13 protein-coding genes are annotated in these 14177 nt (G+C 66.7%); 11 read left to right on the forward strand and 2 right to left on the reverse strand.

What is annotated here, in order from left to right; all coding sequences use genetic code 11:
* The first annotated feature begins 62 nt into the window (after positions 1 to 62).
* Positions 63 to 269 carry a hypothetical protein gene (locus BLV60_RS08130; RefSeq protein ID WP_093052689.1) on the forward strand — a complete coding sequence of 69 codons (207 nt, stop codon included), beginning with the start codon at positions 63 to 65 and terminating at the stop codon, positions 267 to 269.
* Between the two features lie 35 nt (positions 270 to 304).
* Here BLV60_RS08130 and BLV60_RS08135 read toward each other — a convergent pair whose 3' ends face one another.
* The gene (locus BLV60_RS08135) at positions 305 to 571 is read right to left on the reverse strand and encodes a hypothetical protein (RefSeq protein ID WP_093052692.1); all 267 of its coding nucleotides are present in this window, start codon (positions 569 to 571) and stop codon (positions 305 to 307) included.
* Between the two features lie 219 nt (positions 572 to 790).
* On the opposite strand from BLV60_RS08135, the gene BLV60_RS08140 reads away from it, so the two are divergent.
* Complete coding sequence (locus tag BLV60_RS08140; RefSeq protein ID WP_093052695.1) at positions 791 to 2470, forward strand: alpha/beta fold hydrolase; 1680 nt, start codon at positions 791 to 793, stop codon at positions 2468 to 2470.
* Between the two features lie 12 nt (positions 2471 to 2482).
* Here the strand turns inward: BLV60_RS08140 and BLV60_RS08145 are convergent, their stop codons facing one another.
* Positions 2483 to 2671, reverse strand: coding sequence for a hypothetical protein (locus tag BLV60_RS08145; RefSeq protein WP_093052698.1), 189 nt, complete (start codon positions 2669 to 2671; stop codon positions 2483 to 2485).
* 201 nt (positions 2672 to 2872) lie between these two features.
* Between BLV60_RS08145 and BLV60_RS08150 the strand changes: the two genes are divergently transcribed.
* The 9 genes from BLV60_RS08150 (at position 2873) to BLV60_RS08190 (ending at position 14164) form a co-directional block, all read left to right on the forward strand.
* On the forward strand, positions 2873 to 3829 hold the full coding sequence (locus BLV60_RS08150) for a S1C family serine protease (protein ID WP_093052701.1): 957 nt from the start codon (positions 2873 to 2875) through the stop codon (positions 3827 to 3829).
* Between the two features lie 63 nt (positions 3830 to 3892).
* Positions 3893 to 4738 carry a 3-deoxy-8-phosphooctulonate synthase gene (gene kdsA, locus BLV60_RS08155; protein ID WP_093052704.1) on the forward strand — a complete coding sequence of 282 codons (846 nt, stop codon included), beginning with the start codon at positions 3893 to 3895 and terminating at the stop codon, positions 4736 to 4738.
* A 105-nt stretch (positions 4739 to 4843) separates the two neighbouring features.
* The gene (locus BLV60_RS08160) at positions 4844 to 6484 is read left to right on the forward strand and encodes a methyl-accepting chemotaxis protein (RefSeq protein WP_093052707.1); all 1641 of its coding nucleotides are present in this window, start codon (positions 4844 to 4846) and stop codon (positions 6482 to 6484) included.
* 83 nt (positions 6485 to 6567) lie between these two features.
* Positions 6568 to 7401 (forward strand): alpha/beta hydrolase, encoded by an 834-nt coding sequence (locus BLV60_RS08165; RefSeq protein WP_093052709.1) that lies wholly within the window; start codon positions 6568 to 6570, stop codon positions 7399 to 7401.
* Between the two features lie 57 nt (positions 7402 to 7458).
* On the forward strand, positions 7459 to 7845 hold the full coding sequence (locus BLV60_RS08170; protein WP_093052712.1) for a hypothetical protein: 387 nt from the start codon (positions 7459 to 7461) through the stop codon (positions 7843 to 7845).
* Between the two features lie 76 nt (positions 7846 to 7921).
* Positions 7922 to 9154, forward strand: a complete 1233-nt coding sequence (locus tag BLV60_RS08175; protein ID WP_093052714.1) for a TolC family protein — start codon at positions 7922 to 7924, stop codon at positions 9152 to 9154.
* Entirely contained in the window at positions 9151 to 10650 is a 1500-nt protein-coding gene (locus BLV60_RS08180) for an efflux RND transporter periplasmic adaptor subunit (protein ID WP_093052717.1), read from the forward strand. Before BLV60_RS08175 ends, BLV60_RS08180 begins: the two co-directional genes overlap by 4 nt.
* Positions 10647 to 13823, forward strand: a complete 3177-nt coding sequence (locus tag BLV60_RS08185) for an efflux RND transporter permease subunit (protein WP_256328897.1) — start codon at positions 10647 to 10649, stop codon at positions 13821 to 13823. The genes BLV60_RS08180 and BLV60_RS08185 overlap by 4 nt, the downstream gene beginning before the upstream one ends.
* Positions 13820 to 14164 carry a copper-binding protein gene (locus tag BLV60_RS08190; RefSeq protein ID WP_176928741.1) on the forward strand — a complete coding sequence of 115 codons (345 nt, stop codon included), beginning with the start codon at positions 13820 to 13822 and terminating at the stop codon, positions 14162 to 14164. The genes BLV60_RS08185 and BLV60_RS08190 overlap by 4 nt, the downstream gene beginning before the upstream one ends.
* The last annotated feature ends 13 nt before the right edge of the window (positions 14165 to 14177 follow it).

Below are 14177 nucleotides of genomic sequence, written 5' to 3' on the forward strand. Positions count from 1 at the left end.
CGCGCAGCAGCCGTCGCCGCCGACCTACAGACAAGACTCCCCCGCCGCGCCATGGTGAACCCATGACACACCCCATCGAACTCACCATTGAAGAACCGTTGCCGGGCGCCTTTGTCTGGCAGTTGCTCGAAACCGACGACAAGGGCACGCACCCGCGCGTGCTGCGCAAAGCGTATGACGCTGTGGAGAGCTATGAACTGGCGCTCTCGGCCGGCCAGCGTGCGCTGCAGAGCGAGATTCGTCACCGCGCGCCTGCCGGGCACGGTTGATTGAATCGCTCACGGCGCCTTCAAGCCTTGGCGGCTCAGGCGTGCAGCGCGAAGTCGTCGATTGTGAGCGTGATGGACCGATGCGGCTCGGCTTGGTAGCGCGCGACGGCCACGGGCTCTATGACGTGAAAGTGCTGCCTGCATGTCTCCAGCAGGCTGTCGCCGACTTCGCGCGCGCCGAATTCGTCGTGCAGGGTTTCCTCGGAAATCTGCGCGACGACACGCGGGCCGCCGGGGCCTTCGGGGTAGAAGGCAAATCGCACGCTCGCGGTGTCGAAGCAATAGATGCCTTCGAAGTTCATCTCTCTTGTCTCCTTGTGAAGCGGCGGCGATTGGACGCGCACGCAGCAACCGCAAAGAGTAGAAAAATTCGCATGCGCGTGCAGGAAATGTCCTACAGACAACAAGGAGAGAACTTGTATCCGGAAACGGCTTCGGCTTCCATTGCGCAGCGCCGATCCGGCGAAGATCGCAGCTTCCAGATTTCCTGTTCCCGGAGCCTTTCCGGAGCACCCGACTCGATGACCGAAACGATCACGCGCCCTGCCCGGCTCCGCCGCCGCGCAGCCGCATCCGGCCTCGCTGCCGCACTGCTTTTGTTGGGAGCATGCAGCGGCCCCACGGAAGCCCAGCGCCTGGCAACCGCCAGCACGCCGCCGCCCACCGACTGCACCGCCTGGGTCGGCACCGACCGCAACGCCATGATGGGCGGCTACCTGCTGCCGCAGGACCAGAAGAGCAGCAAGGGCACCAAGGTCTGCGTGCCAGTGCTGATGACGGCCAACCCCACGCCTTCCGGCTATGCGGGCGGCGACTATCACATCGCAGAATTCACCGACGACAAGCTCAAGGCCCGCTGGCGCGCCTGCAAGGAAGACCCGGCGTGCTTCAAGCGCATCGACGCGCAGATGCAGCGCTGGCTGCCGCCCAACAAGGAACGCGCCACGCGCTCGACAGGCGTGGTCGACCCCTCCGGCAAGATCGATCCTGACGGCCTGGTCGACCTGAAGCAGATCCGCCGGCCCGCCTTCTTCGCCAAGGCGCCGTACCGCGAAGGCATCGCCGGGGCCGACGCCCGCACCTACGTGGTCGAGTTCACCGCGCCGCGCGACACCTTCGAGCGCATCGACCTGAAGATGACCGGCGACATCAAGCTGCGCGGCTGGTACATCGAAGGCGCCGGCGTGGACGGCGGCAAGGGCAAGAAGGTGCGCGCGCTGGTCATCATGGCGCCGGGGGGCGGCGGGCAGCTCACGGCCATCCAGCACCCCGACGAGGCGTCGTACCGCGTCGACGAGAAGACCGGCAAGACCATTCCCATCAACTTTCCCAACGCGACCACCGAGACCATGGGCCAGCGCTGGTGGCGCGAGAACCTGTATGCGCTCAACCAGGCCGGCTTCGACGTGCTGGCCTACGACCGGCGCGGCGAAGGCTTGTCGGGCGGTTTCAGCGACACCAACACGCTGGAGCAAGGCGAAGACGTGTTCCGCGCGCTCACGGCGCTGGAAACCGGGCGCGGGCTGCGCATCCTCACGCCCCAGGGCGAAGTGCTCGAAGGCGAAGCCACCCGGGGCAAGCTGCTCGCAGGCATGCCATCGAGCGAGATCCCGCTGGTACTCGGCGGCTACTCGCGCGGCTCGATGTCCACCGCCTGGGCCATGACGAGAAACTACGTGGCCCAGTGCAGCTTCGACATGCCCGAGCCCAACTGCACGCCGCCCAAGGGCCTGCGGAACATTCGCGGTGCGATATTGCTGTCGTCGTTCGCCAGCGGCGCGGGCTATGTGGGCGACTCGCCCGACCTGGCCGACCGCAACCTGTTCCTGGGCGGCATGGCGGCCGATCACCACATCGTGTTCTATCCGAACTCCTCCACGCTCGCGGGCATGGACCGCTGGCCCGCCGCCTTCTTCGGCAAGGGCCTGTGGGACCGCGCGGAAACGCTCGAAGGCACCGTGGCCGCCTACAACCGCATCCGCGGCTTGAAAGAGATCGTGCTGGCGCGCGGGCCGCACTCGATCGAGACCTGGCCCGCATCCGACCAGGCCTATCTGCGCGAGCGCATGGTGGTGTTCGCGAAGTCGCTGATCGTCGGCGGGCGCACCATCCCGGGCGCGCGGCCGTGGAAGGACTTCAAGTCGCTGGTGGCGACCACGCCCGACTCGTGGGAACCGTCGTCGCGGCCGAAGGCGCCCTGAGCGACGAGGCGATCAGTACTTGCGCGGGTTGTCCGGCCGGCGGTCATAGCGATCGGGCACGCCGTCGCCATCGCTGTCGCGGTTGCGTTCATAGCGGTCAGGAATGCCGTTGTGGTCGCGGTCACGATTGCGGCGGTGGTTGTCGTGGCCGCAGCCGGCCGCAAGGCTGGCGACTGCAAGCAGAAGAATGAGGTGCTTCAAGCTGTGTTCCCCGTGCTGTCGGTGTAGTTCTTGGGAGCCCCAGTGTCCGGGCGGCTGCTGAAGAATCGCTGAGCCTCTGCTGAAGGCTTCATGAACGCCGGGCACTGAAACGATGGCCCTGCCGGCTTCCCGTGCCCGGGTTGAAAACCTCCGGCATGCCGCCATTTCCTCTGGGATCTGGCGACTGAAAAGAGGTGCTCCATGGGCGCGCGCGACGAATTCATTCTTGACTCCTACTCGGCCACCGTCACGCAGGTGGCGCACACCGCCAGCGCGGCGGTCGCCCACATCAAGGTCCGAAAGCAGGCACAGCGCGGCGGCGCGGGCGGCCAGGGCAGCGGCTCCGGCTTCCTGTTCACGCCCGACGGCTTCACGCTCACCAATGCCCACGTGGTCGAGGGCGCGAGCGAGCTGCGCGCCGCATTCGCAGACGGCACCGAAAGCGTCGCGCGCCTGGTCGGGCTGGACGCCTCGACCGATATCGCGGTGCTGCGCATCGAGTCGCACCCGCGCACCTTCCTGCCTCTGGGCAGTTCCGCCGCCCTGCAACCCGGCCAGCTGGCCGTGGCGGTCGGCAACCCGCTGGGATTCGACTTCACCGTGACCGCCGGCATCGTGAGCGCGCTGGGCCGCAGCCTGCCCGCGCGGGGCGGCCGGATGATCGAGGACGTGATCCAGACCGACGTGGCCCTCAACCCCGGCAACTCGGGCGGCCCGCTGCTGGACAGCGCGGCGCAGGTCATCGGCGTGAACACGGCGGTGATCCCTTCGGCGCAAGGCCTGAGCTTCGCGGTGGCCATCGACACCGCGCGCTGGGTGGCCGGAGAGCTGATGCGTCATGGCGCGGTGCGCCGCGGCAAGCTGGGCGTGCAATGCGCGGCCGTGGCATTGCCCAGGCGTTGGGTGCGCGAGAACGAATGGCCCGTGGCCACCGGGGTGCGCGTGGTCGAGGTGGTGGCCGGCTCGGCCGCCGCGCGCGACGGGCTACGCAGCGGCGACATCCTCATTGGCTGCGACGGAGTGCCGCTGGCCCAGCTGTCCGACCTGCTCAAGCGGCTGGCGGGCGAAGGGTATGGACGCCCGTTGCTGCTCAAGCTGCTGCGGCCCGTGGCCGGGACTCTGACGCCCTTTTACCTGACGGTAACGCCCGCAGGCTGACCCCCTCCTGCCGGCGCAACGACAATAGGCGCCTGCAGTGAAGCACCTGTCCAGGAGAAAACCTTGTCCACCGTCACCATCACCCCTCAAGTCAACGCCAGCAACGAAGCCCCCTTCGTCCTCTTCGGCGGCGTCAACGTTCTCGAATCGAAGGACCTGGCCCTGCGCAGCGCCGAGGAGTACGTGCGCGTCACGCAGAAACTGGGCATTCCCTACGTCTTCAAGGGCAGCTTCGACAAGGCCAACCGCTCCTCCATCCACTCCTACCGCGGTCCCGGCCTGGACGAAGGCCTGAAGATCCTGCAGGCCGTGAAAGACGCCTTCGGCGTGCCCGTGCTGACCGACGTGCACGAAACCGCGCAGGCGGCCCCGGTCGCGGAAGTGGTCGACGTGCTCCAGCTGCCCGCCTTTCTCGCGCGCCAGACCGACCTCGTCGTGGCGCTGGCCAAGACGGGCCGCATCATCAACATCAAGAAGCCGCAGTTCCTCAGCCCCTCGCAGATGCTCAACATCGTCGAGAAGTTCAAGGAAGCCGGCAACGACAAGCTCATCCTGTGCGACCGCGGCACCTGCTTCGGCTACGACAACCTCGTGGTCGACATGCTGGGCTTCGGCGTCATGAAGAAGGTCACGCAGAACCTGCCCATCATCTTCGACGTGACCCACGCGCTGCAGCAGCGCGAAGCCGGCGCCGCCGCATCGGGCGGCCGCCGCGAGCAGGTGGCCGACCTGGCACGTGCCGGCATGGCCGTCGGCCTGGCCGGCCTCTTCCTCGAAGCCCACCCTGATCCGGCGCAGGCCAAGTGCGATGGCCCGAGCGCACTGCCGCTGGACAAGCTGGAACCGTTCCTGACGCAGATCAAGGCGCTGGACGATCTGGTCAAGTCGTTCGCTCCCCTGAAGATCTGAAGCAGGGGCCCGAGGGCCGGCGCGGCTCCATCCGTAGGCCATTTACTAAAGTTTTCATTTGGACTGCCGATATCCAGCCATTCCCCTGGATTCCGGAGTCCGAATATGTTTCTGAGCAACGTTTCAATTGGCAAGCGCCTGGCCATCGTGCTGGGCGCCATCCTGGCGCTCTTTCTCGCCACCAGCGTCGCCGCGGTGTGGAAGCTGCAGCAGCTCAGCCAGGAGATCGACGCCATGATCGAGGACAACGTCAAGACCGAGCGCGCCGGCTCCGACTGGCTGCGCCACACCACGTCGGGCGTGCAGCGGGCGGCGGCCATTGCCAAGAGCAGCGACGCCAGCCTGATCGACTACTTCGCGCCGGCCACGGCCAAGTCGATCAAGGACACCAACGAGCTGCAGAAGTTCATCGAAGGCAAGCTGGTCAAGCCCGAGGAGCGTGAACTGCTCGAGAAGGTCGGCAACCTGCGAAAGGCCTACCTCGCCTCGCGCGAGGAAGTCAGCAAGTTCAAGCTGAAGGGCGACCTCGAAGGCGCCAACCGCATCTTCGACTCCCAGTTCCAGCCCACCTCGGTCAGCTACATCGCGGGCGTGCAGCAAGTGGTGGACATGCAGCGCGAGCAGCTCGATGCCGCCGCCGCCCGCGCCAACAATCTGCGCGCACAGACCAGCACGCTGCTGATCGTGTGTTCCGCCGTGAGCCTGGTGCTCGGCACCCTGCTGGCCTGGCTGCTGGCACGCAGCATCACGCGCCCGCTGCGAAGCGCCGAAACCATCGCGCAGTCGATCGCCGAGATGGACCTCACGGGCGCAGTCCAGCCAAGCTACGCCAAGGACGAAACCGGGCACCTGCTGCGCGCTCTCGACCAGATGCGCACCGCCTTGCAGGGCTCGCTGACGCAGGTGCATGGCGTGGTGATGAATGTATCCACGGCCAGCTCGCAGATCGCCACGGGCAACCAGGACCTGTCGTCGCGCACCGAAGAACAGGCCAGCTCGCTGGAGCAGACGGCGGCCTCCCTTGAGGAGCTCACCTCCACCGTGAAGCAGAACGCGGACAACGCACGCCAGGCCAACCAGCTGGCCACCTCCGCCTCTGAAGTGGCAGTCAAGGGCGGCAGCGTCGTGTTCCAGGTGGTGGAGACGATGGGCTCGATCAATGCGTCCTCGAAGAAGATCGTGGACATCATCAGCGTGATCGACGGCATCGCGTTCCAGACCAACATCCTGGCGCTCAATGCGGCCGTCGAGGCGGCGCGCGCGGGCGACCAGGGGCGTGGCTTCGCTGTGGTCGCCTCCGAAGTGCGCAGCCTGGCGCAGCGCTCGGCCGCGGCGGCCAAGGAAATCAAGACGCTGATCGGCGACTCCGTCGACAAGGTCGAGGAAGGCAGCCGGCAGGTGGCCGATGCCGGCCGCACCATGGAAGAGATCGTCGGCAGCGTGAAGCGCGTGACGGACATCATGGGCGAGATCAGCGCAGCGAGCCAGGAGCAGACCTCGGGCATCGAGCAGATCAACCAGGCCGTCACGCAGATGGACCAGGCGACGCAGCAGAACGCGGCGCTGGTCGAAGAGGCCTCGGCTGCAGCCCAATCGCTGCAGGAGCAGGCGGGCAGCCTGTCGCGGATCGTCGGCAGGTTCAAGCTGGAGCGGCAGCACACTGCTGCGGCATCCGCGACCACGTCGTTGAGCACCTACGCACCCAACGCGCCACGCGCCTACCAGGAGCTGATCGCGTCCCACTAGGCGGAAGAAGCCGACAAAGGCCCTGCACGGAGGAATGAGGCGAAACTAGGCGCCACGTATCAGTCTTTCCTCCGGAGCCTACCTTGTCATCCAAAGTCTCCCGCATTGCCCTGTCGGCCTCGGCTGCCGCCATTGGCAGCATCGCGGCGTACTGGACCCTGCTTGCCACGCGCCAGGGGCACATCCTCTTCAACGCCCGCAAACTGCCCGTCGTCCATCTGTCGGACGACTTCTCCACGTACTCCCACACCGTGCCGGGCGGCATGGTCCGCGGGTATGTCTATCACCCCCAGGGTGAAGACTCGCTGCGGGACCTGTTCGTCTACTTCGCCGGCCGCGGCGAAGACGTGCGCGCCACCGCGCAGATGCTGCACTGGCTGCCCGAGGGCTTCGGCTTTGCCGCGCTCAACTACCGCGGGGTGGCCGACTCGCAGGGGCGCCCTTCCGAGATCGCATCCGTCGAAGACGCGAGCCAGTTCGCCAACCATCTGCGCCGCGCCTTTCCGCATGCACGCCTGCACGTGGTCGGCCGCAGCCTGGGGACTGGCGTAGCCATCCAGCTCGTGGCGCGACAAGACTTCGAGAGCCTGCAACTCGTCACCCCCTACGACTCGATGCTGGAAGTAGCGAAGAAGCGCTTCCCGCTCGTGCCGCTGTCGCTGCTGCTGCGGCACCAGTTCAACTCGCTGGAGCACTGCAAAGAGGTCGCCGCGAAAACCCAGGTGCTGCTGGCCGAGCACGACGACGTCGTGCTTCCCGAGCGCTCGCAAAAACTCATCGCCGCATGGCCCACCCCGGTCAGCGTACAGACGGTTCCCGCGTCGAACCATCACAGCATCATGGGTCTGGAAGAAACCTGGCTCTATCTCGTCGACTTTGCGTTGACGGCGGTCATTCCCGAGCCGAAGGCGGCGTGATCAGCCCGGCCCCGTCGGTCATTGAACTTCGAACGCCGGAGATACACTAAACCCGCCATGCCCAGCCGCCGCCAGCTCCCCCGCTGCCTGACCACGTTCCTCGTGGTCCTGTCGCTGCTGTTCTCGCAGCTGGCGCTTGCAGGCTACGTTTGCCCAGGTGCGCCGGATGCGGGTTCCATGTCCGAAATGATGGCTTCGGGCGAACCCTGCGAAGGCATGGACATGGCCCAACCGGTGCTGTGCTTCCAGCATACCGCCGACATGTCGCTGTCCTTCGAGCCAGTGAAATTGACCACCCCTTCGCTGCCCGCCATCGTGCAGGTCGTGGTCATACCCTTGGTGCTGGTGTCAGAAGGCCACGCCCTTCCGCAGCAGGCCGTGCCGGAGCGGCAACATCCGCCGCCCGACCCCGTCTTCCTCGCCACAGGCAGACTTCGCGTCTGAAATCTCCGTCGACTGACCGGTGCTGGTGCGGCTCGTCCGCTTGCCAGCGATTACCTCGTTCGTCTGCGGAGTTTTCATGTTCATCCCCTTCCCACGCGCGGCCGCATTGGCCGTTGCGTTGCTGCCGTACCTTGCGACGGCGGCCCCCCTGTCTCTTGAGGCAGCGCTTCAGCTTGCAGCCCGGCGCTCCGAAACCACCCGCGCCGCCCGTGCCGGTGCATCGAGTGCCACGGAGGCGGCGCAAGCCGCCGCCCAGCTTCCCGACCCCACGCTGCGCATCGGCGTCGACAACCTGCCCGCGACCGGGCCGGACCGCTTTCACACAACCCGTGACTCGATGACGATGAAGCGCATCGGCATCAGCCAGGAATGGCTGTCCGCCGACAAGCGCGCCGCGCGGCAGGCCGCCGCCGATGCCGCGGTCGGCCGGGAGACCGTGCAGGTGCAAGCCGCTGCCGCCGACACCCGCCGGCAGACGGCGCTCGCGTACGTGGACGCCTTCTACGCCGGCGAGAGCCTGAAGCTCGCCAGGCTCATGGAGCACCATGCGCATGAAGAGCTGGAAGCATCGCGCGCACGCCTGTCCTCGGCCGCGGGGAACAGCCAGGACGTGCTGGCACTGGCCGGTGCAAGAGGCATCTCTGAAGACGAGACGGCAGACATCCTGCAGCAGCAAGGCGCCGCTGGCGTCGCTTTCCAACGATGGGTCGGCGTACCTCCCGACGAGTTGCTGCCTCCGGGCGCCATCGCCGTGCCGCCCGAAGAGGCTTACGTAGCAGCGCACCCCACGGTCGCGGCAATGCAGCGCGACGTCGATGTGGCAAGGCAGACGGCAGCCGTCACCGCGTCAAACCGCAAGCCCAACTGGACCTGGGAGCTCGCCTACGGCCAGCGCACCGGCTATTCAGACATGGTGTCGGTGAGCGTGAGCATCCCGCTACCCGTTGCTCCCGGCGAAAGGCAAGACCGGGACACCGCTGCCAAGCTGGCGCTGGTCGGGAAAGCCGAAGCCGATCTGGCTGAAGCGACCCGAGCCGCAACCGCCGAATACCGGTCGCTGCGCAGCGACGCGCAACGCCTGGAGCAGCGCATCGACCGCTATCGCTCCGGTGTCGTCGTTCCTGCCAGTCAAAGAACAGCCGCCGCGACCGCGGCCTACCAGTCCAACCAGGGCAGCCTCGTCGCCCTGTTCGAGGCGCGACATGCCGAAGTCGAAGCACAGCGCAAGCTGCTGACGCTGCAGCGCGACCTTGCCAGAACCCAAGTCCAACTGGCCTTCCGGCCGCTCACTGCCGAGGTGGTGCAATGAATCGAACACGCATGATCGGCGCCTCGCTGCTGGCCGCCCTGTTGCTCGCAGCGAGCGCCTTCTACCTCGGCCGCAAGACAGCCCAGCCCACGGACACGTCGATGGCCGCGCCGGTCCCCACATCCACAGCCGACGGCCGCAAGGTTCTCTACTGGCACGATCCCATGGTTCCGGGCCCGCGCTTCGACAAGCCCGGCAAGTCGCCCTTCATGGACATGCAACTGGTGCCCATGTACGCAGACAGCGCAACGGGCGCGGCCAATGAAGGCGGCGTACAGGTGAACTCCACGGTCCAGCAGAACCTCGGCATCCGGTATGCCAGCGTGCGGCGCGCAGAAACCTCCGCGTCCTTCGACGCAGTCGGCACCGTGCAGTTCGACGAGCGGCTCAATGTCGTCGTGCAGACACGCGTCGCCGGCTACATCGAACGCCTGTCGGTCCGCGCGCCCATGGAACGCGTGCGCAAGGGCCAGGCGCTGGCGACAGTCTTCGCGCCGGAGTGGCTCGGACCGCAGAACGAGCTGCTTGCCCTGAAGCGATCGGGCGTTGCCCCCGATCTCGTCGCAGCTGCGCGCGAGCGCATGCGGGCCATGTCTATCCCCGCCGAGCTCATCCGACGCAGCGAAGAAACCGGCACGGCACAGGCGCGCTACGTGCTCACCGCACCGTCCGACGGCGTGGTGGCTGAGTTGGGCGTACGCGAAGGCGTCGCGGTCACGCCCGGCATGACGCTGTTTCGCATCGCAGGCCTGGAGAAGGTCTGGGCAGTGGCCGAGATTCCGGAAACGCAGGCAGTGCGTCTAGCGCTCGGCCAGAAGGTCAAGGCCGTCCTTCAGGCTGACGCGGCCCAGTCTTTCGATGGAATGCTCGACGAGATACTTCCCGAGATCAGCACCTCGACCCGCACCCTGAAGGCCCGCTTCGAGGTCGACAACAGAAACGGAAAGCTGACGCCCGGCATGCTGCTGCGTCTGCAGGTGGCCGGCCCCGCCAGCACCCGCCTGATCGTGCCATCCGAGGCCGTCATCCGCACCGGCAAGCGCGCTGTCGTCATCGTGCGCAAGGCCGACGGCGCATTCGAGCCGCGCGACGTGTCGCTGGGCACGGACTTGGGCGACGACACCGAAGTCGTTTCGGGCCTGCGCGAAGGCGATCAGGTTGTCGCCAGCGGCCAGTTCCTGATCGACTCCGAGGCCCGACTGCGTTCCGTGCTGGGCAACATGGCCTCTTCGCCTGCAACTGCCCCACCGGCCACGGTGCTTCACAAGGCTGAGGGCAAGGTCGAAAGCGTGGCCCCTGGCGATATCACCATCTCGCACGGCCCCGTCGCAACGCTCAAGTGGCCGTCGATGACGATGGGTTTCGCCAAGGCATCGCCGAACGCTTTCCCGGAAATCAAGCCTGGCGATCAGGTCCGCTTCGAGTTCAAGGAAGGCGGCCCGACAGGCTACGAGCTGGTCTCCGTGCAGCGCATGCAACAGGGCGCCAAGCAATGATCGCCGCCCTGATCCGCTGGTCGGTCGGCAACCGCTTCCTGGTGCTGATCGCGACCCTGTTCCTGGTGGCCGCGGGCTGGTGGTCCGTCGCCCGCACGCCGCTCGACGCGCTGCCCGACCTCTCGGACACGCAGGTCATCATCCGCACGCCCTTTCCCGGCAAGGCGCCCCAGGTGGTCGAAGACCTCGTCACGTATCCGCTGACCACCACGATGCTCAGCGTGCCCGGCGCCAAGACGGTGCGCGGCTACTCGTTCTTCGGCGATTCGTTCGTCTACGTGCTGTTCGACGACAAGACCGATCCGTACTGGGCGCGCTCGCGCGTCGTCGAATACCTGAACCAGGTGCAAAGCAGGCTCCCCGCGGGCGCCAATGCGTCGCTGGGCCCTGATGCAACAGGCGTGGGCTGGGTCTACGAGTACGCGCTGGTCGACCGTACGGGCAAGCGCGACATCGGGCAACTGCGCGCGCTGAACGACTGGTTCCTCAAGTTCGAGCTCAAGACCGTGCCCGACGTGGCCGAGGTCGCGAGCATCGGCGGCATGGTGCGCCAGTACCAGGTGGTGCTCGACCCCAACCGCATGCGCGCACTGGGCATTACGCAACAGGCGGTGGTGGAGGCCTTGCAGAAGGCCAACCAGGCATCGGGCGGCTCGGTCATCGAATTCGCGGAGGCCGAATACATGGTGCGTTCGCGCGGCTACCTGCGCTCGCTCGACGACTTCCGCACTATCCCGCTTTCCGTGACGGGCGCCACGCCGGTGCTGTTGCGCGACGTGGCGACGGTGCAGATCGGCCCCGAAATGCGTCGCGGCATCGCGGAGCTGGACGGCGAAGGCGAAGTGGCTGGCGGCGTGATCGTCATGCGCTCGGGCAAGAACGCGCGCTCGACCATCGAGGCCGTCAAGGCGAAGCTCGAAACGCTCAAGCCCAGCCTGCCGCCGGGAGTCGAGATCGTGGCTACCTACGACCGCTCGCTGCTGATCGACCGCGCCGTGGAGAACCTGCGCGGCAAGCTGATCGAAGAGTTCATCGTGGTGGCGCTGGTCTGCGCGGTCTTCCTGTTCCACCTGCGCTCGGCGCTGGTGGCGGTGGTGGCGCTGCCGATTGGCGTGCTGGCGGCGTTCGTCGTCATGCACTGGCAAGGCGTCAACGCCAACATCATGTCGCTGGGCGGCATCGCAATTGCCATCGGCGCGATGGTCGACGGCGCCATCGTGATGGTCGAGAACGCGCACAAGCACGTCGAGGCTTTCGAGACGGCGCAGGGCCGCCAGCCTACGGTGGTGGAACGATGGCGCCTCGTCGCCGATGCGTCGGTAGAGGTCGGGCCCGCACTGTTCTTCTCGCTGCTGGTGATCACGCTGTCCTTCGTGCCCGTGTTCTCGCTCGAGGCGCAGGAGGGGCGGCTGTTCTCGCCGCTGGCCTTCACCAAGACCTACGCCATGGCGGCCGCGGCGAGCCTGTCGGTCACGCTGATTCCGGTACTCATGGGCTACCTGGTGCGCGGGCGCATTCCGCACGAAGGCGCCAACCCCGTGAATCGCTTCCTGATGGCGGTGTACCGGCCCGCGCTGGAGCTGGTGCTGCGCTTTCCCAAGGGAACGCTCGCCGTTGCCGCAGTGCTGCTGGCACTGACCGCGGTGCCGCTGATGCGGCTGGGCGGCGAGTTCATGCCGCCGCTGGACGAAGGCGACCTGCTCTACATGCCCTCCGCGCTGCCGGGGCTGTCGGCGTCGAAGGCCTCCGAGCTGCTTCAGCAGACCGACCGTTTGATCAAGACCGTGCCCGAAGTCGCGCGCGTGTTCGGCAAGGCCGGCCGCGCGGACACCGCGACCGACCCCGCGCCGCTCGAGATGTTCGAGACCACCATCCAGTTCAAGCCGAAGGCGCAATGGCGCACCGGCATGACGCCGGACAAGCTGGTCGAAGAGCTGGACCGCGCCGTCAAAGTGCCGGGCCTGACCAACGTGTGGGTGCCGCCCATCCGCAACCGCATCGACATGCTGGCCACAGGCATCAAGAGCCCGGTCGGCATCAAGATCGCTGGGGCAGACCTGGCCACCATCGATTCGCTCACCACGCAGATCGAGGCGGCGGTCAAGGGCGTTCCCGGCGTGTCGTCGGCGCTGGCGGAGCGGCTCACCGGCGGGCGCTATATCGACGTCGATGTCGACCGGCTAGCGGCGACGCGCCACGGGCTCTCGGTGGCGAACGTGCAAGCCGTGGTGTCCACGGCCATCGGCGGCGAGAACGTCGGCGAAGTCATCCAGGGCCGCGAGCGCTATCCCATCAACGTGCGCTACCCACGCGAGATCCGCGATTCGCTGGAGCGACTGCGGCAGTTGCCGTTCGTGACCGACAAGGGTGCGACGTTACTGCTGGGCGACGTTGCGAAGATCGCCATCGAAGACGGCCCGCCGATGCTGCGCAGCGAGAACGCACGGCTCTCGGGCTGGGTCTACGTCGACGTGCGCGGCCGCGACCTGCGCTCCGCCGTCAACGACATGCAGGCCGCGGTCGACAAGGCCGTGAAGATGCCTGCCGGCTACGCGGTGTCGTGGTCCGGCCAGTTCGAGTACCTGGAGCGTGCAACCGAGCGGCTGAAGCTGGTCGTCCCGGTCACGCTCGCAGTCATCTTCGTTCTGCTGTACCTGCTGTTCAGGTCGTTCGCCGATGCGGCCCTGGTAATGGCGGCCGTGCCGTTCTCGCTCATCGGCGGCTTCTGGCTGATCTGGGCGCTGGGCCATTCGATCTCGGTCGCGACGGCGGTGGGCTTCATCGCGCTGGCCGGCGTGGCGGCAGAGTTCGGCGTGGTGATGCTGGTCTACCTGAAGAACGCGCTGGCACGGCGCCTCGACGCCGGAGAGCCGATGAACGACGAAACCCTGCTGGCCGCGATCCGCGAAGGTGCCGTACTGCGCGTGCGCCCCAAGGCCATGACCGTGGCCGTCGTGATGGCCGGTCTGCTGCCCATCCTGTGGGGCAGCGGCACCGGCTCGGAGGTGATGACCCGCATTGCCGCGCCCATGGTGGGCGGCATGGTCACCGCGCCGCTGCTGAGCATGCTCGTTGTTCCTGCTGCCTGGTATCTGCTGCGTCGACGCGGCCAAGTTGCGCGTAACCGTTTGTCTGCCGTTTCCACTCAACCCACCGAAGGAGCTATTCAATGAAGGTCTTGCATCCCGTCACGTTCGCCCTGCTCGTCGCATCCGCTGCGGCTCAGGCCCAGATGTCGAAGGACGACATGTCGTCCATGAAAATGCCGCCGTCCAATCAGCAGGCGGCCGGCATGCTGACCGACGCAGTCGTCCAGAAGATCGATCAGGCCGGTGGCGTGATCGTGCTAAAGCACGGTGACATTCCCAACCTTGCCATGCCGGCCATGACCATGGGCTTCGACGTGGCCGACAAGAAGATGCTCACCCAGGTCAAAGCGGGCGACAAGGTCAGGTTTCATGTGGAGGTCGTCAAGGGAAAGCCGACCGTAACGCATATCGAGGCCGCGCGTTAGGGCCACAAGCCGT

This window comes from Variovorax sp. YR634 (genome assembly GCF_900106655.1).
Taxonomy (GTDB): domain Bacteria; phylum Pseudomonadota; class Gammaproteobacteria; order Burkholderiales; family Burkholderiaceae_C; genus Variovorax.